We start from the raw sequence: 23,436 nt of genomic DNA on the forward strand, positions 1-23,436 counted from the left end.
CGTCGATGGTGCGCTCGTTCGGCGCGTCGTCGTCCGCGGCGCCCCAGAGCGAGGCGATGAGCTCGGCGCGCTCGATGGTGCGGCCCTCGCGGAGCAGGGCGAGGGGGGCAGGACGACGGGGCCGGGCCGCGTCGGCGGGGGACGCGGGCAGAGGGTGCTCGTCGTGTCCGCGGACGGTCAGGGATGGGCTGCGGTTCGGTGCGAACGTCGGAAGGCAGCAGACGGGGCGTCCTGGGTCAGGAGAGAGTCGTGCGGAGCGCGGGCGGGGCGGGGCGACTCAGGGAGGATTCAGGAAAGAGAGGGTTGCGTCGTTACCGGGTCGTTATATAGTTCAAGTGCGTCGACCGTTTGCTGTGGCGGGAAGCGCGAGAAGTGATTGCAGGACACTCTTGGTGCAAGGGAATGAAGGCCGGCCGCTCGCCTCAGCGGCCGGCCTTCTGTCGTTCCCCCGGCCCCGTTCCTCCGACTCCCCTCCTCTCAGCACCCCGGCGTAGGCTGTACGGCGTCTGGATGTCAGGGAACCGCTTCCTGAGCGCCGAGAAGGAGGACCAGTGGGGTCGAGAGAGGCCGTCGCCGCCTGGGAGTCGCTCTTCCGCGCCCAGGTCCAGGTGATGCGCACCCTGAGCACCGAGTTCCCCTCGCGGGAGATCTCGATGAACGAGTACGACGTGCTCTTCAACCTCACCCGGCAGCCCGGTCGGCGCGCGCGGCTGCGCGACCTGAACCGGCACGTCCTCCTGACGCAGCCCAGCGTCAGCAGGCTGATCGATAGGCTCGCCGCCCGCGGCTGCGTCGAGAAGAGCGAGGATCCGGCGGACGCCCGCGGCACGATCATCGCGATCACCGACGAGGGCTACGCGCTCTTCCGCCGCGTCGCGCTCACCCACATGAGGACCATCTCGGAGCAGGTCGGCGGCGTCCTCGACGAAAACGAGCTGAAGCAGCTGACCGCGCTCTGCGACAAGCTCCGCGACGGCATCGCCTCCTCCTGATCCGTCACCGCTAGCACGGGCCGCATCGACCGGCCAGGTCTTCGCCGCGGCGCGGGACTCACGGATCATGGGGGTCACCATGAGTGACACCTCCCCCACCCTCGTCTGGCTCCGCGACGATCTGCGCCTGGCCGACAACCCCGCTCTGCGCGCCGCGATCGACCGTGGCGGCCCCGTCGCGGTCTGCTACGTGCTCGACGAGGAGTCGGCGGGCATCCGTCCGCTCGGGGGCGCCTCCCGCTGGTGGCTGCACGGCAGCCTCGCAGCCCTCGCCGCCGACCTGCGCGAGCACGGCGCCCCGCTGATCCTGCGCCGCGGGCCGGCCGAGGCCGTCGTCCTCCAGCTCGCCGAGGAGATCGGCGCGGGAGCCGTGCACTGGAATCGCCGCTACGGGAGGGCCGAGCGCACCGTCGACGCGGCGGTGAAGGAATCGCTCCGCAACGGCGGCCTCGAGGCCGAGAGCCACCAGGGCTCGCTGATGTTCGAGCCGTGGACCGTGCAGACCGGCGCCGGCGGTCCCTACTCCGTCTACACGCCCTTCGCCCGCGCCTGCCGCGCCAAGCCGACGCCGCGCGCGCCGCTCCCCCGCCCCCGCTCGCTCGACGGCGTCACGGGAGACATCGCCTCCGACTCCCTCGACGACTGGGAGCTGCTGCCCACGCGTCCCGACTGGGCGGGAGGGCTGCGCGAGCGCTGGGTCCCCGGCGAGAAGGCGGCGGCCGACCGGCTGCGCGCGTTCCTCGCGGAGCAGCTCGACGATTACGCCGACGGCCGAGACCGGCCGGCGGAGGACGCCACCTCGAACCTCTCCCCGCACCTGAGGTGGGGCGAGATCAGCCCCTTCCAGGTGTGGCACGCCCTGGAGGAGGCGCACGCGAAGGGCCTGCACCGCGGCGACGGCAGCGACCGGTTCCTCTCCGAGGTGCTCTGGCGCGAGTTCTGCTACCACCTGCTGTTCCACTGGCCGGATCTGGCGACCGCGAACTTCGACACCCGGTTCGACTCCTTCCCGTGGGGACGCCCCGGCCAGGAGGCGATCGACGCCTGGCACCAGGGGCGCACCGGCTACCCCCTGGTGGACGCCGGCATGCGCGAGCTCTGGAGCACCGGCTACATGCACAACCGGGTCCGGATGGTGACCGCGTCGTTCCTGATCAAGAACCTGCTGGTCGACTGGCGGGTGGGCGAGGAGTGGTTCTGGGACACCCTGGTCGACGCGGACCCGGCGAGCAACGCCGCGAACTGGCAGTGGGTCGCGGGCTCGGGAGCCGATGCGTCGCCGTTCTTCCGGGTCTTCAACCCGGTCACGCAGTCGAGGAAGTTCGACCCGGCCGGCGAGTACATCCGCCACAACGTGCCGGAGCTCGGCGGAGTCGAGGGCGCCGCCGTGCACGAGCCGTGGACGCTCGAGGACACGCTGACCGGAGGCGCGGACGGCTACCCGGCGCCCCTCGTCGACCTCAAGGAGACGCGGGCGCACGCACTCGACGCCTTCGCGCAGATCAAGAGCGCCCCGCGCGACATCTCGCCGAGGGGCGACGACTGAGCGTCGCCGGCTAGACGCGTCCCGCCGGTCCGGTGGAGCGGCCGGACCCGGCGAGCGGGTCCTCCTCCCCGCCCTGATCGCGCAGATCGCGGGCCGGGATGCCGACGAGCACCGCTCCGTCGGGCGCGTCCTTCACCACGACGGCGTTCGCGCCCACGCTGACGTCGGATCCGAGCACGAGCGGGCCCAGGACGACCGCGCCGGCGCCGACGACCACCCGGTCGCCGAGCGTGGGGTGCCGACGCTCGCGCCGGGCCGACCTCCCGCCCAGCGTGACGGAGTGGAAGAGCATGCAGTCGTCGCCGATCCGCGCGGTCTCGCCGATGACGACGCCCATGCCGTGGTCGATGAACAGACGCCGGCCGATGGTCGCACCGGGGTGGATCTCCACTCCGGTCGCCGCGCGCGCCGCCTGGCTGAGCAGCCGGGCGGGCAGGCGGAGGCCGCGCCGCCACCAGGCGTGCGCGACGCGGTGCACCCAGACCGCGTGCACTCCCGGGTAGGAGAGGACGACCTCCACCGCGCTCCGGGCGGCGGGGTCGCGCTCCCGGGCGGTGCGGACGTCCTCGCGGAGCAGGGCGAGGAGCCCGGGACGCTCCGGTCCGGACGGGACGTGGCGCTCCGGCCGACCGTCGCGTCCGGAGCGGGGCGTCCCGGCTCGTCTCGAGGGGCTCAGCTGCGGAGGTCCTCGTACAGGACGGTCGAGATGTACCGCTCTCCGAAGTCGCAGACGATGGCGACGATGGTCTTCCCCGCGTTCTCGGGGCGCTTCGCGACCTCGAGCGCGGCCCACATGATCGAGCCGGAGGAGATGCCGCCGAGGATCCCCTCCTGCGCGGCCATCTCGCGGGCCACCCGCACGGAGTCGTCGAGCGTCACGTCGATGATCTCGTCGTAGACCTCGCGGTCGAGGATCGCGGGGACGAAGTTGGCGCCGATGCCCTGGATCTTGTGCGGACCGGCGGTGCCCTGGGTGAGGAGCGGGGAGTCGATCGGCTCCACTCCGATGATCTGCACGCCGGGCTTGCGCTCCTTGAGCACCTGGCCGACTCCGGTGATGGTGCCGCCGGTTCCGATGCCGGCCACGAAGACGTCGACCTCGCCGTCGGTGTCCTCCCAGACCTCCTCCGCGGTGGTGCGGCGGTGCACCTCGGGGTTGGCGGCGTTCTCGAACTGGCGGGCGAGGATCGCGCCGGGGGTCTCGTCGACGATCGCGCGGGCGCGCTCGACCGCTCCGCGCATGCCCTCGCTGCCGGGGGTGAGCACGATCTCGGCTCCGTAGGCGCGGAGGAGGACCCGGCGCTCGACGGACATCGTCTCGGGCATCGTGAGGACGACCTTGTAGCCGCGGGCGGCGCCCACCATCGCGAGCGCGATGCCGGTGTTGCCGCTCGTGCCCTCGACGATCGTCCCGCCGGGGTGCAGCTCGCCGGAGGCCTCGGCCGCGTCGATGATGGCGACGCCGATGCGGTCCTTCACGCTGTTCGCAGGGTTGTAGAACTCGAGCTTGGCGAGGACCGTCGCCTGGTCGGCGCCCTCCAGCCGGTTGATGCGGACGAGAGGGGTCCTGCCGACGAGCTGGGTCACGTCGTCGTGGATGCGTGCCATGGTGTGCGCTTTCTGCCGGGGCCGGCCGCCCGGGGCCCCGGAGCGGTGGGTGGAACGGGTGCTGCAGCGCCCCTCGGAGCGGCGCTCCCCCCACGATACGGATGCATCGACCCGAGGTCAGCACCCCGGACGCGCCCGCTCCTGCGCATCACCCGCCAGCTCCTCATCTCCACCGGGAGGAGGACGCCCCGCGGGCGCACCCGTCACGTACCATGAAGCCGGGGGATCGCGCGACTGCTCGCGAGGCTTCTCGCCACCCTCCCTCAGATCTCCGCGGCCCGGCGCCGCGTCGAAAGGACGACCGCTCCATGGCACTTCCCACTGCATCCCGCCGCTCCGTCCGGCCGCTCGGGATGTCGCTGCGGGCGGTCATGGGGTTCATCGGGATGAGCGCCGTGGCGGGCGTCCTGATCACCGTCGGCGTCACGCCGGCCCTCGCGCTGACGGGCCTGGCGACGAGCAACACGATCGGCATGTTCCAGAACCTGCCGGGCTACCTCGACGTGGGCCAGCTGATGCAGCGCACCAACGTCTACGCGAGCGACGGGACGACCCTCCTCGCCTCCGTCTACGACCAGAACCGCGTCGAGGTGGGCTGGGACGACGTCGCGCAGTCCGCGAAGGACGCCGCCGTCGCCGGCGAGGACCCGCGCTTCTACGAGCACGGCGGCATCGACCTCCAGGGCACGCTCCGGGCCATCGCCGTCACGCTGACGGGCGACGACCTGCAGGGCGGGTCGTCGATCACGCAGCAGTACGTCAAGAACGTCCTGGTGCAGAAGGCGGAGTCGATCACCGACGAGGCCGCGCGCGACAAGGCCTACCAGGAGGCGACGGACCCGACCCCCGAGCGCAAGCTCAAGGAGATGCGCCTCGCGATCGGCCTCGAGAAGGAGGCGTCGAAGGACGACATCCTGCTCGGCTACCTCAACATCGCCCTCTTCGGGGGCACCGTCTACGGCATCGAGGCCGCGGCGAACTACTACTACGGCATCCCCGCGAGCCAGCTCTCGACCTCGCAGGCGGCCGCGCTGCTGGCGATCGTGAACAACCCGGCGAAGTTCCGCTTCGACAACCCGGGCGACGAGGCGAACGGCGCCGCCAACGGCTACGCCGCCACCAAGGAGCGCCGCGACTACATCCTCTCGGAGGAGCTCAAGCACGGCCGGATCGACCAGGCCGCGCACGACGCCGCCGTCGCCGAGCCGATCACCCCGAACATCACGGAGCCCTCGACCGGCTGCACCACCGCCGGCAACGCCGCGTACTTCTGCGACTACGTGCTGAACGTCCTCCGCAACGACTCCGTCTTCGGGGCGACCGACGACGAGCGCTACCAGCGCATCCGCCAGGGGGGCTTCGACGTCGTGACGACCCTCGACCTCGACATCCAGCAGGTCTCGCAGGCGGCGCTCAACGCCTACATCCCCTCCGTCGACCCGCGCTTCCAGGTCGGCGCGACGGCCGCCTCCGTCGAGGCGAAGACGGGCCGCGTGCTCTCCATGGTGCAGAACACGCAGTACAGCCAGGACGAGCAGTTCCTCGCCGCGAACCCCGGCTACAGCGCGATCAACCTCAACGTCGACCTCAGCATGGGCGGCGGCTCCGGCGTGCAGACCGGATCGACCTACAAGGTGTTCACGCTGGCGCAGTGGCTGAAGGCGGGGCACACCGTCAACGAGTCGTTCGCCTCCCCCACCTCCGGCTTCAGCTCCTACCCCCAGAAGTGCAACGTCGAGGGCGACGGCGGCTACTACGGCAAGTTCTCGCCTCGCAATGACGACCCGTCGGAGGACGCGAGCTCGATGAGCGCGCTCGGCGCGACCACGAACTCGATCAACACCGGCTTCATGGGAATGGCGCAGCAGCTCGACCTCTGCGACATCCGCACCACCGCCGAGTCGTTCGGGATGCACCGCGCCGACGGCCGCGAGCTCGCCAACGGGCCGGCCTCGGTCCTCGGGACGAACGAGATCGCGCCGCTGACGGTGGCCAACGCCTACGCGGGGATCGCGAACGACGGCACGACCTGCTCGGCGATCGTCATCGACCGGATCACCGACAGCGAGGGCAACGCCGTCGCCGCCCCGGCATCGGCGTGCACGCCCTCCGTGTCGCCCGAGGTCGCCCGAGGGATGCAGTACGCGATGCAGCGGGTGATGACCTCCGGAACGGCCTACGCCTCGAACCCCTTCGACGGGATCGAGCACATCGGCAAGACGGGCACCACCGACGAGGCCGCCGACGTATGGACGGCGGGCGCCAGCAAGGCCGCCTCCCTGGCGGTCTGGGTCGGCAGCATCAACGGCTTCGCCGACAACACCAAGCAGAACCTGCGCTTCATCAGCCTGACGGGCGAGAAGGGCACCATCCGCGCCTCGAACGCCCGGCACGCCATCTGGAAGCCGATCATGACGGCGCTCGACGAGAAGTACGGCGGCGACGACTTCACGGCACCGCCGGCCTCGATGCTCGCGTACTCGCCCCGATCGGCGGCGAACTCCGAGGTCCCCGACGTCACGGGCGAGACGGTCGAGAGCGCCACGGCGATCCTCACCGCCGCCGGTTTCGTCGTCGGGATGCACGAGTCGGTCGACTCCGCGACGATCCCGGAGGGCTCCGTCGTGTCGACGACGCCGAGCGCGGAGGAGACGGCGGTCGCCGGCGGGGTGATCCCCCTCCAGGTGAGCACGGGCAAGGCTCCGGCCAATCCGAACGACATCTCGGACCTGAACGGCGACCTGATCGAGTAGAGACGTCGCCCGTTCCGTGAAGGGGCCGGTCCCTCCGGGGGTCGGCCCCCTCTGCTGTCGTGGCGCCGAGCCTGCGCGGGCGCCGTCGCGCCGACTCCGGGCGGACGGGCGTCCGGCGCGGCCGTGGCGCGCCTCGTCGGGGATGTCGCAGGCCTCGCCTAGGGTGCTGGTGCAGCGAGAGGATCCATCCTGAAGCGACCGAACGTCCCCGTCTTCCAGCCCCGTCGAACCGTCCACGGGGCTCTCGGCGCGCTGGTCGGATTCGTGATCGTCAGCGTCCTGGCGGGTCTGCTCGCCTCGCTCGTGGTCGCCCCGGCCGCCGCGCTCACCGGCGCGGCGACCTCCGGCACCATCTCGGCGTTCCAGTCCCTCCCGAGCTACCTCGAGGTCGGGCGCCTGATGCAGAAGAGCGACGTCTACGCGGGCGACCCGGACGATCCGACGCTGCTGGCCTCCTTCTACGACCAGAACCGGATCGAGGTGCCGGCCGACCGGATCGCCGACTCCGTGAAGGACGCGCTCGTCGCGAGCGAGGACCCGCGCTTCTACGACCACGGCGGGATCGACCTGCAGGGCACCCTCCGCGCCATCGCCAGCACCTACCTCCTCGACGGCGACACCCAGGGCGGCTCGTCGATCACGCAGCAGTACGTGAAGAACGTGCTGGTGCAGAAGGCCGAGTCGATCCCGGACGAGGCGGACCGCGACCGCGCGTACGCGGAGGCGACGGCGACCACGGCCGAGCGCAAGCTCAAGGAGATGCGGCTCGCGATCGGGCTCGAGAAGGTGTCCTCGAAGGACGACATCCTGCTCGGCTATCTCAACATCGCCCTGTTCGGAGGCACCGTCTACGGCATCGAGGCCGCGGCGGAGTACTACTACGGCATCCCGGCGGCCGACCTCTCCCTCGCGCAGTCCGCCTCGCTCCTGGCGATCGTGAACAACCCCGAGAAGTTCCGCTTCGACCGGCCGGACGACACGGCCAACGGTGAGGCGAACGGCTACGCGCAGACCCGGGAGCGGCGCGACTACATCCTCGACCGGATGCTCGAGACGGGGAGCATCGACCAGGCCGCGCACGACGCCGCGGCCGCCGAGGCGATCACCCCCGACATCACCCCGCCGTCCACCGGCTGCCAGACGGCCGGCAGCGCGGCCTACTTCTGCGACTACGTGACCCACGTCCTCCGAGACGACCCGGCGCTCGGAGCGACCGACGACGAGCGCTACGCGGCGATCAAGCAGGGCGGCATCAAGGTCTACACGACGATCGATCTCGACCTGCAGAGGACCGCGCAGGAGCTGATGGACGAGCAGGTCCCCTCCTCCGATCCGCGCTTCGACGTCGGGGCGACGGCGGTCGCCGTCCAGAACGGCACCGGGCGCATCCTCACGATGGTGCAGAACAAGCGCTACAGCCAGGACCCGGACGTGATCGCGAGCGGGCCGGAGTTCTCGGCGATCAACCTCAACGTCGACGCGTCCGCGGGCGGCGGCAACGGCTTCCAGACCGGCTCCGCCTATAAGGTGTTCACGCTCGCCGAGTGGCTCGACCGCGGGCACACCCTGCTCGAGCAGTTCGACTCGAAGCAGAAGAACTGGACCGGCTTCGCCGACAGCTGCGAGGGCACCTGGGACTACGACTCCTACAACCCCAAGAACGCCGGCGACGGCGGCTACACCGACACCCAGACGGCGCTGTACTCGACGATCTACTCGCTGAACACGGGCTTCACCGGGATGTCGCACCTGCTCGACCAGTGCGAGATCCGCAAGCAGGCCGAGGCCTTCGGAGTGCACCGCGCGGACGGGACCGCGCTCGTGCAGTCGCCGGGAGCGGTCCTCGGCACCAACGAGATCGCACCGCTCACCATGGCGACCGCCTACTCCGGCATCGCCGCGAACGGCACGACCTGCACCCCCGTCGCGATCACGGCGATCGTCGGAGCGGACGGCCGCGAGATCGAGCCGGTGGAGACGACCTGCAGCCGGGCGGTGTCGTCGAGGGTCGCCTCGGCGATGCAGTACACGATGCTCAAGGTGACCGCCGAGGGCACGGGTGTCGAGGACGATCCGAAGAACGGCATCCAGCACATCACCAAGACGGGCACCACCGACAACTCCGCCGACACCTGGGCCATCGGCGCCTCGACCGAGACGTCCCTCGCGGTCTGGGTCGGCAGCATCTCGGCACGCGCGGACGGCTCGAGGGTGAACCTCGACTCGATCGACTTCGACAGCGGCTGGGCGCCCTCGGCACGCCACCGGATCTGGAAGCCGTTGATGACGGCGATCGACTCCCGCTACGGCGGCTCCGACTTCCCGCAGGCCGATCAGTCGCTCATCGCGGCGCCGCAGGTCACCGTGCCGGACCTGTCCGGCCGGACCAGCGACTCCGCCGCGCAGGCGCTGACCGCAGCAGGGCTCACACCCGGAGCGACGTCGCAGGTCGACTCGACGCAGCCGATGAACACCGTGGCGGGCACCGGTCCGGCCGCGGGCACCCGCGTGGACAAGGGATCGGTGGTGGGCGTGCAGCTGAGCACGGGGAAGGCGCCGCCCGCTCCTGCTCCGGGCGGCTGACACCGCTGGACCGGGATGTCGCCGGTCGGGGAGGATCTGCGACGGGAACGGGTCAGGGGGAACGGGTCAGGGAAGCCGGCTCAGGGCCCGACGGCTCCGGCGGGGAGGAGCCCGAACTCGACGAGCTCGTCGTCGGTGAGCAGCCGGCTGCGGATCATGAAGCGCTTGCCCTCGGGTGCTTCGACGCTGAATCCGCTGCCCCGCCCGTCGACGAGGTCGACGGTGAGGTGGGTGTGCTTCCAGTACTCGAACTGGGAGCGGGACATCCAGAAGTCGATCGGGTCCAGGCCGTCGAGCCGGAGCGATTCGACGAGCACGTCCGAGGCGCCGGTGCGGAACATCCCGGCGGGGAAGCACATCGGGGAGCTGCCGTCGCAGCATCCGCCCGACTGGTGGAACATGAGCGGCCCGTGCAGCGCCGTCATCCGGCGGAGCATGCCGGCCGCCTCCGCAGTGACGTCGACCCTCGTGGAGGTCATGGGTGGTGCTCCTTCGCTCGTTGTGCGGAATGTCTATATGCGCCCGACCGCTGACGGCGGACGCTCCTCCGGGCGGCATCTCGATACGCCGCTGCGCGGACTACTCGATCAACATGAGGGGGCGCCCCCTCGTCCGATGCCTCGCCCGAAGGGCCGAGCACCGTTCTCCCGCGCGCCGCCAGGTGCCTCGCCCGCAGGGCCGAGCACCGTCCTTCCGCGCGCCGCCAGGTGCCTCGCCCGCAGGGCCGAGCACCGTTCTTCCACGCGCCGCCAGGTGCCTCGCCCGCAGGGCCGAGCACCGTTCTCCCACGCGCCGCCAGGTGCCTCGCCCGCAGGGCCGAGCACCGTCCTTCCGCGCGTCGCCAGATGCCTCGCCCGCAGGGCCCAGCACCGAACGGCGGATCCGCGTGCCAGCGGATCCGTCTCGGTGCGAACGCTCCCCGCTCCTCCCCACCCGGCCACGTCGGCGAGCCGACCGCGGCACGGGGGACGAGGAACGAGGAGCCCGTGCGAACCAGCTCAGAAGAAGCCCATCGGTCCTTCCGCGTAGGAGACGAGGAGGTTCTTCGTCTGCTGGTAGTGGTCGAGCATCACCTTGTGGTTCTCGCGTCCGATGCCCGACTGCTTGTAGCCGCCGAACGCCGCGTGCGCGGGGTACTGGTGGTAGGTGTTCGACCAGACGCGGCCGGCTTCGATGGCCCGGCCGGCGCGGTAGAGCTGGGCGCCGTTGCGGCTCCACACTCCGGCGCCGAGGCCGTAGAGGGTGTCGTTGGCGATGCCGATCGCGTCGTCGAAGTCGTCGAAGGAGGTGAGGGCGAGGACGGGTCCGAAGATCTCCTCCTGGAAGATGCGCATCGAGTTGCGGCCCTCGAACACGGTCGGGTTGACGTAGTAGCCGCCGCTGAGCTCGCCGCCGAGGTCGGCGCGGTCGCCGCCGATGAGCAGCTTCGCTCCCTCCTGCTTGCCGATGTCCATGTAGGAGAGGATCTTCTCGAGCTGGTCGTTCGAGGCCTGGGCGCCGATCATCGTGGCGGTGTCGAGCGGGTTGCCCTGCTTGATCCGCTTGACCCGCTCGAGGCCGTCACCGACGAAGTCGTCGTAGATGGAGCGCTGCACGAGCGCCCGCGACGGGCAGGTGCAGACCTCGCCCTGGTTGAGGGCGAAGAACGAGAAGCCCTCGAGCGCCTTGTCGTAGAAGGAGTCGCGTTCCGCGGCGACGTCGGCGAAGAACACGTTGGGGCTCTTGCCGCCCAGCTCCAGCGTCACCGGGATGAGGTTCTCACTGGCGTACTGCATGATCAGGCGGCCGGTGGTCGTCTCGCCGGTGAAGGCGATCTTGCGGATGCGCGGGTGGGAGGCGAGCGGGGCGCCCGCTTCGAACCCGAATCCGTTGACGACGTTGAGCACACCGGCGGGGATGAGGTCGCCGATCAGGTCGAGCAGCACGTGGATGGACGCCGGCGTCTGCTCGGCCGGCTTCAGCACCACGCAGTTGCCCGCGGCGAGCGCCGGTGCGAGCTTCCACACGGCCATCAGGATCGGGAAGTTCCAGGGGATGATCTGCCCGACCACGCCCAGCGGCTCGTGGAAGTGGTAAGCGATCGTGTCGTGGTCGATCTCGGAGACGCCTCCCTCCTGCGCGCGGATCGCTCCGGCGAAGTAGCGGAAGTGGTCGATGGCGAGGGGGATGTCGGCGGCGAGGGTCTCGCGCACGGGCTTGCCGTTCTCCCACGTCTCGGCGACGGCGAGCAGCTCGAGGTTCGCCTCCATGCGGTCGGCGATCTTCAGGAGCATGTTCGAGCGCTCGGCGGGGCTGGTCTTCCCCCAACTCGCGAACGCCTTCCAGCCCGCCTCGACGGCGCGGTCGACGTCGGCGGCGGTGCCGCGGGCGATCTCGCAGAAGGGCTTCCCGGTGATCGGGGTGATGTTCTCGAAGTACTGGCCGCTCGCGGGGGCGACGTACTCGCCTCCGATGTAGTGGTCGTAGCGCGAGCGGAAGGAGGCGACGGATCCCTCCGTGCCTGGATTCGCGTAGACCGTGGAACCCGGCTCCTGCGGTGCCTGCTCGGCGACCTGGTCGGCGTACAGCGTCATGTGGACCTCCATCGACGTCGTTGTCGTGGGCGCGGGGTGGGCGCCCGGTCCTGACGCTACGTCGCGGGGGGTTGCACGACGTTGCACGGGTCGACGCACCGGCGAGAGCGGCGAGGACGGAGGCCGGACCGGCCGGGCGGAGACGTGGCCGCCCGAGGAGGAGGGCCCCGCGGCCCGGACCTCAGACGCTCGCGAGCAGGCGCTGGGCGATCCGGCTCATGTAGACGCCGTAGGTCACCGTGGCCGCTGCGGCTCCCGCGCCGACCCAGGACCACACCTGCGGCCAGGCGGAGCCGTCGACGAGGACCACGACGACTCCGATCGCTCCGACCAGCGTCGTCCAGGTGGCGAGCCAGAGGTCGAGGGTCCGGCCGAAGATCCTCGCCATCGGGTAGAAGTGCAGGCCCACGATCACGGCGATGGCAGGCACGAGGAAGCGGTCGAGCCCGGTGCCGGTGAGGACTCCCACCGCGACACCGATCAGCACGCCCTCCGCGGCGAAGACCGCCCCGAAGAGCACGCCGTTCGGCTTCGCCGCGCGGTCGGCGTCGGTGAGCTCCACCGCCATCCTCCGCCGGGCGACGAGGAGGCGGACGGCCTGCACGGCGAAGACCACGGCCGCGAGCGCGCAGACGGTCACGGCGGTCGTCGCCGCCGGAGCCGGCCAGCCGACCGTGGTGTCGCTCGCCCACCACATCGTGAAGACCGCCATCAGGAGCAGGCCCCCCGCGACTCCGCTCGCGAGGGCCCGGGGAGGTGGTGCGAGGGTGCTCATGCGTCGAGGCTAGCGAGGCGGCTCCGCGGCCTCACGGCTCCGGCGGGACTCCCAGGAGCGGACGGGACGGCTCAGCGCTGCTCCGCCTCGATCGTCTCGAGGTGGGCGGCGACACCGGCACGGCGGGGCGAGCGGGGCGGGAGGACGCGCAGGAGCTCCCGCCACACCTCCGCGTCGTCACGGCCGTCGGGGCCCTCCGCCCAGGCGAGGAGGGTCGCGGGCGCCGCATCGGCGAGGACGCTCGCCCGCACCCGCAGGCGCAGCTCGGCGGCGATCGCCCGGATCCCCGGCGCCTCGGACGAGGGCAGCGGCGCGCCCCGGTAGGCGTCCAGGGCGAGGCGGTGGGAGCCGCGGTCGAGCAGGCCGAGCACCTGGCGGGCGTCGAGGTCGACCGGGCTCGCCAGGCGGTAGGGGCGCGAGAGGGGCACCAGGCGCGGGAGGGTCGGCTCGAGCGCGCGGCGCAGCCGCACCATCTCGGCGCGGACGGTGACCACCGCGTCGTCCCGGCCGTGGAGCAGGAGGGCGAGCTGCTCGGCCGAGAGCCCGGCCCGATGCCAGGCGAGCAGGGTCAGGATCTCGGCGTGCCGGCTGCTGAGCTCGAGCGTCGCTCCGGCGGCCGTCACCAGGCCCGTCTCGCGCCCGAGGACGCGCAGGCTCGGCGCCCGGGCCGCCGCCGTGCTCCGTGCAGCGGGCCGCCGCGGGCGCAGGAGCCGCTGCACCATCAGCTCGCTCTCGACGGCGGCGGCGGTCGCCTCCATCAGCGGGAGGGTCTGCGGGGCGACGACGTCGGCGCCGCCGGTGATGTCGATCACTCCGAGGATCTCGTGCGTCTCGGGGTCGTGCACGGGGACGGCGGTGCAGCTCCACGGGTGCACGAGCGAGGCGAAGTGCTCGGCGCCGTGGATCTGCACGCCGTGATCGAGCACGAGGGCCGTCCCCGGCGCGGACGTCCCGACGTCGGGCTCGGCCCACGCCGCGCCCTCGACGAACGACATCCCCTCGGCGAGGCTCTTGAGGTGCTGGTCCCCGTCGATCCAGAGCAGCCGCCCGAGCGCGTCGCCCACCGCGACGAGCACGCCGCTGTCCTCGTCGGCGTCGCGCACCAGCAGGCGGCGGATGACCGGGAGGACCGAGGCGAGCGGATGCCCGGTGCGGTACTCGCGGAGGTCGTCGCCCGAGAACGAGAGCGGCGCCGTCAGCCGGTCCGGATCGAGGCGCCGCCGCCGTGCGCGCTCCCACGACTCCTCGACCAGCGCGCGCCGCCGACCGCTGCCAGGGCGGGCCAGCCACGGGTTGGTCATGCGCTCCGCCTCGTCGTCGGGTCGGTGGGAGTCGACGCTACTCCGCGGAGCGCGGCGGCGCCTCTCTCCGCGCACCGGAACGGCGGCGCCCCCGCACCGCCAGCAGCAGCACCGCCGCCACCAGCACCGCGACGCCCAGGACGGCTCCCGCGGTCAGCCGCTCGCCCAGCACCGCCACGCCGAGGAGAGTCGCGGTCGCCGGCTCCAGGAGGGTGAGCGTCGAGACGGTCGCCGCGGGAAGCGCTCGCAGGCCGCGCGCGAAGAAGGTGTAGGCCACGGCGACCGTCACCACTCCGAGCCAGAGCACGGCCGGGATCGAGCCGGAGAGCCGCGACGGATCGCCCAGCAGCAGGAACGGGAGCGCGAGCAGCGCCGCGGCTCCGAACTGGGCTCCCATGGCGGCGACGGGGCTGAGCCCGCGCTCGAGCAGCAGCTTGCTGCAGACGGCGTAGAGCGCGTAGGAGGCGCCGGCGCCGGCCGACGCGGCGAGGCCGGGGAGTGTCACGCCGCCGGATCCGCCTCCGCTGAGGAGCACCACGCCGACCGCGGCGAGCGCGGTCGAGGCGAACCAGCGCGGGCTCGGCGTCGTCCGCAGGACGAGCCACTCCAGCAGGCCGGTGAAGGCGGGAGCGGAGCCGAGGGCGACGATCGTTCCGACCGCGACGCCGTTCTGCGCGGTGCCGGTGAAGAAGGCGGGCTGGTACGCGGCGACACCGACCGCTCCGAGCACGACGAGCAGCACGACGGCGCGGGTCGGGCGGGAGCGGCTCCGCCGGCGCAGAGCCTCCACGCCGAGGAGAGCGGCCAGCAGGGCGCCGCCGAGGACGATGCGCGCCGCCCCGAGGAGGAGCGGATCGACGCCCGCCGCTCCGAGGGCCTGGGCTGTACCCGTCGTGCCGAAGCAGACGGCGGCGAGGAGGACGGCGCCGATCGCCGAGGTCCGGGCCCCGCTCATCCCGCCCCGCTCCCCCGGCCGCCTGATGACCGGCTCCCAGTGTCCCAGGGATGGGCGCGTGCTCTTCCGCCTCTCGCACCGGGGGCCCAGGATGGAGGGACCGGACTAGCGGAGGAGCACGACGTGGGCATCGCGGAACCGTTCGACCTCGAGGACCACCACCGCAGCGCGCACGGCGCCCTGCGCGAGCACTTCTCGGTGCGCGAGTTCGAGGAGGTGCCGCTGGACCGCGAGGCCATCGTCGCCACCGCGTACCTGCGGGCGATCGAGCACGCCACCGTGGCCCGGGTGCTCCCCCTCGCGCGCGCCCACCCCGACGAGCAGGTCCGCGCGTTCGCGTCCGTCTGGGCCGCCGAGCGGCACCGGATCGCCGACGCCCTGGGCGACGTGCTCGCGGCCTCGCCGCAGATCCGCGGCATCGACGTCCGCCCGCCGGAGCCGACGGTGAGGTCGCGCCCGCTCCTCGACCGCGCCGCGGCCTCCCTCGCCGGCCCCGTCGCGCTGGCCCTCGCGGTGGACGCCCGGGTCGCGGTGCACGGCTACCGCCGGCTCGCCCGGCTCTCGCTGCACCCCGAGATGGAGCGCCTCGCCGAGACGGTCACGGGCATCCTCGAGCGGCAGGCCGACTTCTTCACGGTGCACGCGGCGGGACGCCTCGGACGCCCGCTGCCGCGCCGGGTGCAGGCGGCCGGCCTGCTCGCCGTGCTGCGCCTCCCGATCGGCGAGGCCGACCTGCCGGAGGCTCTCGCCCGCGAGGGCCGGGAGCTCGTCTTCGGCCGGGACGACGGCGGACTCGACGGGATCGACGCGGGCGTCGTCGCGGCGTTCGCGCTGCCCTGCACGGCGGCCCGGCGGCTCGTGCACCCGTACCGGCCGGTGTCGATCCGTGCCGCGCACCGCCTCGGACGGCTCGCCGCCGACACCCGCGCCGCCGTCACGACCCTGCTGGAGCAGGTGCGCGAGTAGCGGCGGCGCTCAGCCCAGCAACTCGCGCACGTCCTCGGCGGTGATCCCGCCGGTGGCCGCCGCGCCGTCGTCCGACATGACCGCGGCGAAGAGCGCGGCCTTCGCCTCCTTGAGGGCCATCACCTTCTCCTCGATCGTGTCCTTCGCGACCAGGCGGTAGACCATGACCGAGCGGGTCTGGCCGATGCGGTGCGCGCGGTCGACCGCCTGCGACTCGGTGGCGGGGTTCCACCACGGGTCGAGCAGGATGCAGTAGTCGGCCTCGGTGAGGTTGAGCCCGAAGCCGCCGGCCTTGAGCGAGATCAGGAAGACGCCCGCCGCGCCCGAGCGGAACCGCTCGATGACCTCGTCGCGCTTCTTCGTCGCTCCGTCGAGGTAGGCGTACTCGATGCCCGCCGCGTCCAGCCGCCCGCGGACCCGGCCGAGGAACCGCGTGAACTGGCTGAACACCAGCACGCGGTGCCCCTCGCCGAGGGCGTCGCCCAGCAGCTCGTCGAGCAGGTCGAGCTTGGTCGAGGGCACGCTCTCGTGCGCCTCGTCGACCAGTGCCGCGTCGAGCGCGACCTGGCGCAGCACGGTCAGCGCGCGGAAGATCGCGAAGCGGTTCTTCTCGAAGTCGCCGATCAGGCCCAGCACGCGCTGCCGCTCCCGCGCCAGGTACGTGTCGTAGACCTTCCGCTGCTTCGGGCCGAGCTCGACTTCGAGGGTCTGCTCCTGCTTGGGCGGCAGCTCCTTGGCGACGAGCTCCTTGGTACGCCGCAGCATCAGCGGGCGGATGCGCCGCCGCAGCTGCGAGAGCTTCTCGCTGTCGGCCTCGCGCTCGATCGGCTTCTGGTAGAACTCGACGAACCCGGCGGGCGAGGGGAACAGGCCCGGAGCGACGATCGACAGCAGCGACCAGAGCTCCATCACGTTGTTCTCCATCGGCGTTCCCGTGATGGCGAGCTTGAAGGGCACGTCGAGCCGGCGCGCGAGCTGGTGCGTCGCCGACTGGCGGTTCTTGACGAACTGCGCCTCGTCGAGGAGGAGCCCCGACCACTGGATGCCCGAGTACGACTCGTAGTCGAGCCGGAACAGGGCGTAGGAGGTGACGACCAGCTCGGCCTCGCCGATGACGCTGGAGAGCGCCTTCCGCTTCTTCTTCGACGTCTCGTCGATCCCGACGACGCGGAGGTCCGGGGCGAAGCGCTTGGCCTCGCCGACCCAGTTGGGCACCACGCTGGTGGGCGCGACGACGAGGAACGGGCGCGGCGAGGTGCCCGCCTCCGCGGCCGCGGCGCGCTGCTCCTGCATCACCCGGGTGACCAGGGCGAGGGACTGCACGGTCTTGCCCAGGCCCATGTCGTCGGCGAGCACGCCGCCGAGCTGGTTGTCGTAGAGGAACGAGAGCCAGTCGTAGCCGAGCTGCTGGTAGGGCCGCAGCTCCACGGCGAAGCCCTCGGGCAGGACCCGCGACTCCAGCGCACCGGTCGCGGTGAAGCCGGAGAGCCCCTCCACGGAGCGGCGCCACGCGGCGGCCTGCGCCTCCACGACGCCCAGCTCGACCAGCTCGTCCCAGAGGGAGGACTGGAACCGGCTGATCCGCAGGGTCTCGCCGGGGTCGTCCGAGAGCTCGCGGGCCTCGGCGATCAGCTCGCGGAGGCGGCCGAACCGCTCGTCGTCGAGGGCGAAGTAGACGCCGCTGGGCAGCACCATGTACTCGTCGCCGCGGGCGAGCGCGAGGAAGATCTCGGCCAGCGGGACCGCCTCGTCGTTGACGGTGACGGAGATCTCGAGGTTGAACCAGTCGCGGCTGTCGGGCTGGGCGACGGTCTGCACGGCGACCACGGGCGCGGTCTGCGCCTCGCGGTACTCGACGCGCTCGCCGATCTCCTCGATCTCGACGGTGCCCAGCTCGCGGAGCCGCTCGACCTCGCCGGTGAGGAAGCCGACGGTCTGCATGCCGCGCAGGTCGAAGGTGGGGCGCAGGCGCCTGCTCGACGGGGACACCAGGGCGGGCGTCGACTCCGGGTCGAGACCCGCTCCGACGAGGGAGTCGAGGATCCGCTGCTCGGCCTCGGGGTCGCGGTAGCCGGCGTCCTCGCCGACCCGCAGCGGGAGCCGCTCGGCGTCCACGCCGCCACGCGCTCCCTCCACTCCGTAGCGCCACCACCACGAGCCGCGCAGGCCCGCGCCGTCGGTGTGCTCGAGGGTGAGGCCGAGGCGCGGCTCGGGCACCGCCGGCGCCTCGAAGGAGCCGTCGCGGGAGACGATGTCGAACAGCCGGTGCAGCCGCTGGTAATGCTCGGTGAGGAACGCCGACTCCTCGGCCACCGGGATGCGGATGGCCTCGCGGCTCCAGAGGAACGTGCGCGCGGAGGACAGCAGCGGCGCGGCGAACGGGATGAGCGTGACCGGGCGGGCGCGCATCTCGTCGCCGCCCTCCCACGTGTAGAGGCCGACGGCCGGGTCGCCGATGAAGCCGAACTCCTCGGGCGCCGGGTGGTCGCCGATCGCGACGAGCGAGCGCAGCTCGAGGCCGGCGGCGGTGCGCGTGACGTCGATGGAGGCGGTGGCCGTCGTGTCGAGGATCTTCAGCGGCGTCTGGTCGCGGTCGCCCATCACCAGGCCGATGCCCGCGCGGACGGCGCCGTGCAGTGCCGCCCAGATCGCCTCGCTCCGGCACTGGTCGAGGTAGAGCCAGGTGTCGGGCGAGTAGTAGCTGGAGGCGCTGTGCCCGGAGAGCAGGCCCTGCATCTCGCGGATCACGTCGATCTGGCGCTCGTCGTAGTCGTGGCTGTAGTGCAGGTAGCCGAGGTCGCGCCAGCTGGTGCCGGTGCGGACCCAGCGGTCGCGGTCGCCCATCCGCACCGGGCGCACGCCCAGGCGCGGGCGCGGCTCGGGCGGCGGCCGGTAGGAGTTGTAGCGGCCGGGCGGGCGACGCACGGGCTCGCCGGGCAGCAGCTCGAACTGCAGGCCGAGCGGGATGCCGGTGTGGGAGCGCTCCGCCCCGGCGAGGAGCGGGGCGAGCGCGCTGCGCCACTCCGGGACGGCGTCGACAGCGGCCTCGCCCGGGAAGGGACCGGCCACTCCGCCCTCGCGCTCGCGGCGCAGGGCCTCGATCAGGACGGCGGCGACGTGCTTGCACTCGTGCTTGACCGGGCAGCTGCAGGCGCCGCCGAGGAGGGTCCAGTGCTCGCCCTCGTCGCGGAGCTGCACGCTCACGGCGTACGGCGAGCGCCCGGATCCGCGGACCTGGCCGAAGAGGCGGGTGCGGCCGCCGAACCACTGCAGCTCGCGCACGCGGCCCTCGTCCGCGTACGCGGTGCCCTTCTCGACGGCGGCGGTTCCGACGAGGGCGCGGATGTCCTGCTCGGAGAAGGGCTCGTGGCCGGCGGTCACCGGCCCGGGTGCGGCCGACGGCAGCACCTCACCGGGGGGACTCTGGCGGGCCATGGACCTCACGCTCTCCGCGCTCGAACGAGCGCATCCGTCTATTCAACCCGATTCCGGAGGCGCTGCGAGCCGCGGGCCGGGATCCGTGGAGGACGCACGGCCGTCCCTACGATGGAGGGATGCCCCGTCTGGCCGTCGTCTCGGCGCACACCTCCCCGCTCGAGCAGCCGTCGACGGGCGACGCGGGCGGGATGAACGTTTACCTCGCGGCGGTGCTCCCGGAGCTGGCGGCGCTCGGCTGGGAGATCGAGGTGCTGACCCGCGGCGAGGGCGTCCGGATGCTCGCGCCGGGTGTGCGGGTGGTCGGCGTGCCGGTGCCGGCGGGCGACAAGTACGCGCTGGCGGCCGCGGCGCCGGAGTTCGCGCGCGCCGCGGAGGGGGCCGACGTCGTGCACTCGCACTACTGGGTGTCGGGCCTCGCGGGGGCACTCACCGGCAGGCCGCACGTGCACTCGATGCACTCGGGCTCGCTCGCGAAGAACGCCCGGCTCGCCCCGGGCGACGTCGCGGAGCCGCAGCAGCGGATCGACGCGGAGCGCTCCGTGCTCGCCTCCGCCGACGCGATCGTGGTGGCGGGCGCCTCGGAGCGGGAGGACGTCGTCAGCGGGTACGGCGCGGATCCGGACCGGGTCGTCGTGGTGCCCCCCGGAGTCGACGCGCGGTTCCGCCCGGGCGGCGGCGAGCGCTCCGGAGTCGTCCTGGTCGGCCGGGTGCAGCCACTCAAGGGCCAGCTGCTGGCGGTCGAGGCGCTCGCGAGAATCGCGCCGGCGGAGCGGCCGGTGCTGCGGCTGGTGGGCGGGGCGGCACCGGGCCGGGAGTCGTACCTCGACGCGGTGCGCGCCGCGGCGGCTCCGCTGGGAGACCGCGTGCTGATCGAGGGGGCCGCCGACCGCGACCAGGTGGCGGAGCGGCTCCGGAGCGCGCAGCTGGCGCTCGTGCCCTCGGCGGCCGAGACCTTCGGGCTGATCGCGCTCGAAGCGGCCGGCAGCGGCACTCCCGTGCTCGCGCGCAGGACGACCGGCCTGGTGGACGCGGTGCGCGACGGCGGAAGCGGCGTGCTGCTCGACTCCGACTCCCCTGCGGCGTGGGCCGAGGCGATCCTGACCCTGCTGGGCTCGCCCGGCGAGCTGGCGCGACTCGGCCGCGGCGGCGTCGACTGGGCGGCCGCCCACTCCTGGCCGGCCGCCGCCGCCCGGCTGGACGCCGTCTACCGCGGCCTGTCGGCCCGCTGAGGGAACCCCGGACCGTCGAGGGACCCCGCTCCGCCGGATTACCTCGACGGGTCGGGGCTCCCTCGATGCAGGGAGGGGGTCAGTCGGCGATGGCGGGGGCCCCGGGGTCGAGGCGGGCGCCGCGGGTGGAGCGGTACCAGGGCGCGAGGCGGTCGGGCGAGACGGCGACCATCGCGGCGCCCGTGAATCCGGCGTCGTTGCCGAAGCGGGCGGGGACGATCTCGGTGCCGATGTCGAGGAAGCGGGCGAACTCGTCGAAGACGTGCGCCGCCGCGCCGCCGATCACGAACAGCTGCGGCGAGAGCAGCATCTCGAGGTGCCGGTAGTAGACGCTGAGGCGACCCGCCCACTCCTCGAGGGTGATGCCCTCGCGGCGGACGGCCGAGAAGCCGACCTGCGGCTCGAAGTCGGGACCGTCGATGTGCAGGTGACCGAGCTCGGAGTTGGGGATCACCACGCCCTCGTGGACGAGCGCCGTCCCGATGCCGGTGCCGAGGGTGGTCAGCAGGAGGAGGCCCTCGCGTCCGCGCATCGCGCCGAACTCGCGCTCGGCGACCCCCGCCGCATCCGCGTCGTTGACGACGACGACGTCGACCCCGGTCGCCTCCGAGAGGAGGGCCTGCGCGTCGAGCCCGACCCAGCGCTGCGAGACGTGGGTGGTCTGGCGGACGACGCCGCCGCGGACGATCCCGGGGAAGCCGACGCCGACGGGCGTGCCTGCGATCGGCGAGACGTCGCGGACGATGCCGGCGATCGCCTCGGCGAAGTCCTCGGGCTCCTTGCCCAGCGGGTTCGCGACCGCGAAGCGGCGAGCCGCCCGCTCACCGGTGGTGACGTCGACGAGGGACGCCTTGATCGACGTCCCCCCGATGTCGACGCCGACGGCGAAGCGCGGGAGGAGGCCGTCGTGGGGCTGGGTCACGGATGCTCCGTCTGCAGTGGTGGGCGAGTGCGGGGACTCGCGAAACGGTCGGCCCGTCGGATCCGGGATCGCGACGAGCCGAAGGCGATTCTACGAGCCGTCAGGTGCGCGCGGGCTCCGAGAGGGCGCGGAGGACGAAGTCGATCACCGGCTCGTAGAGGTGGACGGCCAGCCCGTCGTCGATCGGGACGACCACCTCGATCGAGCCCTGCGCCTCGGCGACGAACACCGCCGGGTCGTTGCAGTCGGCGATCGCGATGACCGGCAGCCCCCGCCGGCCGGCCGCGCCCGCGAAGCCGTGGTCGGCGACGACCAGGTCGGGGCGGATGCCGAGCTCGTCGAGGCGGTCGAGCAGCGCGTCCATCGGCTCCGGCGAGTGCGTGTGCTGCAGCCCTCCCCCGCGGTAGACGCAGGTGACCCCGCCGGTGCACCACAGGGCCTGGTGCTCGTCCGCGAGAGGCACGCGGATCCCGTCGAGGGCGGCGAACGGGAGCGCATTCACGTCGATCACGCGAGCGCCCCGTTCCGTCGCGGCAGCAGCGAAGCGGCGGTAGACGTCCATCAGGGTCGCGGGGTGCGCGGTGGCGAACAGGAGGAGCGCCCCCTCGCGGACAGCGGCGGCGAACCGGTCGCGGTAGCGGGCGAGACCCGCGACCGTCAGGCGGGCGTCGATCCGGTCCTGCCCGCTCTCGAAGGAGGGGTCGGTGCTGATCCCCACGCGCTCCCCCATCAGGGCGAGCAGGCTCTCGAGCGTCCAGTGCTCGGCCACGTCCACCCCGTAGAGGTGCGCGGGCTCGCGGGCGGCGAGGCCGCGGAGGTTGCCGAGGTTGCTCGCGCGGCCGGTGAGGACGTCCCCTGCGAGGAGGGAGGAGTCGAGGTACGCCTCGAGCTCGGAGTCGGGACGCGGCATGCGGGACCTCTCGATCGACGGGGAGCTCCCAGGCTACGGGCAGTTCAGGTGTTGACATCCGATCCGTCGCCGATATATCGTTACTGCATCGCCGACAGATCGGGAGCAGCCGCTCCCGACGGGCGACCGGATCCGATCGAAAGGGATCCCCTCACGGCAGAGAGCAGCACACCCATGAACTCCAGGACCTTCTTCTCCGACGACCGCCGCGACTCCTGCGACGGCGACCACTCCTCCCGCCACGAGCACCCCGGCCGCGGACAGCGCCGCGGACCCGGCGGTCACGGCCGCGGCTTCGGGCCCGGCTTCGGCTTCGGCCCGGGCTTCGGCCCCGGCTTCGGCGGCCCCTTCGGCCGCGGCGGAGGACGCGCCCGACGCGGTGACGTCCGCGCGGCCCTCCTCTCCCTCCTCTCCGAGAAGTCCTCGAACGGCTACGGCCTGATCAAGGCCATCGCCGAGAAGACGAACGGATCGTGGCATCCCAGCCCCGGCTCCGTCTACCCCACCCTCCAGCAGCTCGTCGACGAGGGCCTCATCACGGCCGTCGGCGAGGGCCGCGGCACCGAGTACCAGCTCACGGACGCGGGCGGCACCTACGTGCGCGAGCACGCCGACGAGCTCGACGCGGCCTGGGAGGCCACTCCCGGCGCGAGCGACGCCGATCGCGCCTTCATGGAGAACGTCGGCAAGCTGATGGGCGTCGTGCAGCAGTTCCGCGGAGCGACCGAGGCGCAGCGCGCCGCCGCGTCCGCCAAGCTCGACGAGACCCGTCGCGCGCTGTACCTCATCCTCGCCGACTGACCTCGGCTCCCCTCCCGCGATCCGTCGCGGGAGCCCCGGTCGGACGGGACCCCCTCGCCTCGGCGACGGAGTCCCGTCCGTTCC

General features: G+C 72.6%; 17 protein-coding genes and 1 pseudogene. 7 read left to right on the forward strand and 11 right to left on the reverse strand.

Annotated features, from left to right (window positions below):
- Positions 1–97, reverse strand: a pseudogene (locus tag C5D04_RS18710) (winged helix family transcriptional regulator); the annotation flags it as partial.
- A 514-nt stretch (positions 98–611) separates the two neighbouring features.
- Here C5D04_RS18710 and C5D04_RS11765 point away from each other — a divergent pair.
- Both C5D04_RS11765 and C5D04_RS11770 read left to right on the forward strand, forming a co-directional pair.
- Positions 612–992: a MarR family winged helix-turn-helix transcriptional regulator gene (locus C5D04_RS11765; protein WP_104224206.1), complete on the forward strand. Its 381-nt coding sequence runs from the start codon at positions 612–614 to the stop codon at positions 990–992.
- Between the two features lie 79 nt (positions 993–1,071).
- On the forward strand, positions 1,072–2,538 hold the full coding sequence (locus C5D04_RS11770) for a deoxyribodipyrimidine photo-lyase (RefSeq protein ID WP_104237825.1): 1,467 nt from the start codon (positions 1,072–1,074) through the stop codon (positions 2,536–2,538).
- A 10-nt stretch (positions 2,539–2,548) separates the two neighbouring features.
- Here C5D04_RS11770 and epsC read toward each other — a convergent pair whose 3' ends face one another.
- Entirely contained in the window at positions 2,549–3,115 is a 567-nt protein-coding gene (gene epsC / locus C5D04_RS11775) for a serine O-acetyltransferase EpsC (protein WP_104347755.1), read from the reverse strand.
- Between the two features lie 95 nt (positions 3,116–3,210).
- Positions 3,211–4,146, reverse strand: a complete 936-nt coding sequence (gene cysK, locus C5D04_RS11780; protein WP_104237779.1) for a cysteine synthase A — start codon at positions 4,144–4,146, stop codon at positions 3,211–3,213.
- A gap of 308 nt (positions 4,147–4,454) precedes the next feature.
- Between cysK and C5D04_RS11785 the strand changes: the two genes are divergently transcribed.
- Positions 4,455–6,899 (forward strand): penicillin-binding protein, encoded by a 2,445-nt coding sequence (locus C5D04_RS11785; RefSeq protein ID WP_159939720.1) that lies wholly within the window; start codon positions 4,455–4,457, stop codon positions 6,897–6,899.
- A gap of 264 nt (positions 6,900–7,163) precedes the next feature.
- Positions 7,164–9,482 (forward strand): transglycosylase domain-containing protein, encoded by a 2,319-nt coding sequence (locus tag C5D04_RS11790; RefSeq protein ID WP_104287699.1) that lies wholly within the window; start codon positions 7,164–7,166, stop codon positions 9,480–9,482.
- A gap of 80 nt (positions 9,483–9,562) precedes the next feature.
- Here C5D04_RS11790 and C5D04_RS11795 read toward each other — a convergent pair whose 3' ends face one another.
- From C5D04_RS11795 to C5D04_RS11815, 5 genes are all read right to left on the reverse strand, one after another.
- Positions 9,563–9,961 (reverse strand): DUF779 domain-containing protein, encoded by a 399-nt coding sequence (locus C5D04_RS11795; protein WP_104247017.1) that lies wholly within the window; start codon positions 9,959–9,961, stop codon positions 9,563–9,565.
- 519 nt (positions 9,962–10,480) lie between these two features.
- Positions 10,481–12,055, reverse strand: coding sequence for an aldehyde dehydrogenase family protein (locus C5D04_RS11800; RefSeq protein WP_104233506.1), 1,575 nt, complete (start codon positions 12,053–12,055; stop codon positions 10,481–10,483).
- Between the two features lie 181 nt (positions 12,056–12,236).
- A complete protein-coding gene (locus tag C5D04_RS11805; protein ID WP_104233438.1) occupies positions 12,237–12,830 on the reverse strand; it encodes a hypothetical protein in 594 nt (197 codons plus the stop codon).
- Between the two features lie 71 nt (positions 12,831–12,901).
- Positions 12,902–14,131, reverse strand: coding sequence for a GAF domain-containing protein (locus C5D04_RS11810; protein ID WP_104347749.1), 1,230 nt, complete (start codon positions 14,129–14,131; stop codon positions 12,902–12,904).
- Between the two features lie 37 nt (positions 14,132–14,168).
- Positions 14,169–15,086, reverse strand: coding sequence for a DMT family transporter (locus tag C5D04_RS11815; protein WP_104347750.1), 918 nt, complete (start codon positions 15,084–15,086; stop codon positions 14,169–14,171).
- A gap of 123 nt (positions 15,087–15,209) precedes the next feature.
- Here C5D04_RS11815 and C5D04_RS11820 point away from each other — a divergent pair, with 123 nt between their 5' ends.
- Positions 15,210–16,052, forward strand: a complete 843-nt coding sequence (locus tag C5D04_RS11820; protein WP_104249760.1) for a hypothetical protein — start codon at positions 15,210–15,212, stop codon at positions 16,050–16,052.
- A 9-nt stretch (positions 16,053–16,061) separates the two neighbouring features.
- Here C5D04_RS11820 and C5D04_RS11825 read toward each other — a convergent pair whose 3' ends face one another.
- Positions 16,062–19,487, reverse strand: coding sequence for a DEAD/DEAH box helicase (locus tag C5D04_RS11825; RefSeq protein WP_104224188.1), 3,426 nt, complete (start codon positions 19,485–19,487; stop codon positions 16,062–16,064).
- 119 nt (positions 19,488–19,606) lie between these two features.
- On the opposite strand from C5D04_RS11825, the gene C5D04_RS11830 reads away from it, so the two are divergent.
- Positions 19,607–20,719, forward strand: a complete 1,113-nt coding sequence (locus C5D04_RS11830; protein ID WP_104295869.1) for a glycosyltransferase — start codon at positions 19,607–19,609, stop codon at positions 20,717–20,719.
- A gap of 79 nt (positions 20,720–20,798) precedes the next feature.
- Here C5D04_RS11830 and C5D04_RS11835 read toward each other — a convergent pair whose 3' ends face one another.
- Positions 20,799–21,641 carry an ROK family protein gene (locus tag C5D04_RS11835; protein WP_244229583.1) on the reverse strand — a complete coding sequence of 281 codons (843 nt, stop codon included), beginning with the start codon at positions 21,639–21,641 and terminating at the stop codon, positions 20,799–20,801.
- 100 nt (positions 21,642–21,741) lie between these two features.
- A complete protein-coding gene (locus tag C5D04_RS11840; RefSeq protein WP_104347751.1) occupies positions 21,742–22,551 on the reverse strand; it encodes a phosphatase in 810 nt (269 codons plus the stop codon).
- Between the two features lie 174 nt (positions 22,552–22,725).
- Here C5D04_RS11840 and C5D04_RS11845 point away from each other — a divergent pair, with 174 nt between their 5' ends.
- Positions 22,726–23,352, forward strand: coding sequence for a PadR family transcriptional regulator (locus tag C5D04_RS11845; RefSeq protein ID WP_104347752.1), 627 nt, complete (start codon positions 22,726–22,728; stop codon positions 23,350–23,352).
- Positions 23,353–23,436 lie beyond the last annotated feature (84 nt).

Source organism: Rathayibacter sp. AY1D2 (assembly GCF_002932695.1).
Classification (GTDB): Bacteria; Actinomycetota; Actinomycetes; order Actinomycetales; family Microbacteriaceae; genus Rathayibacter.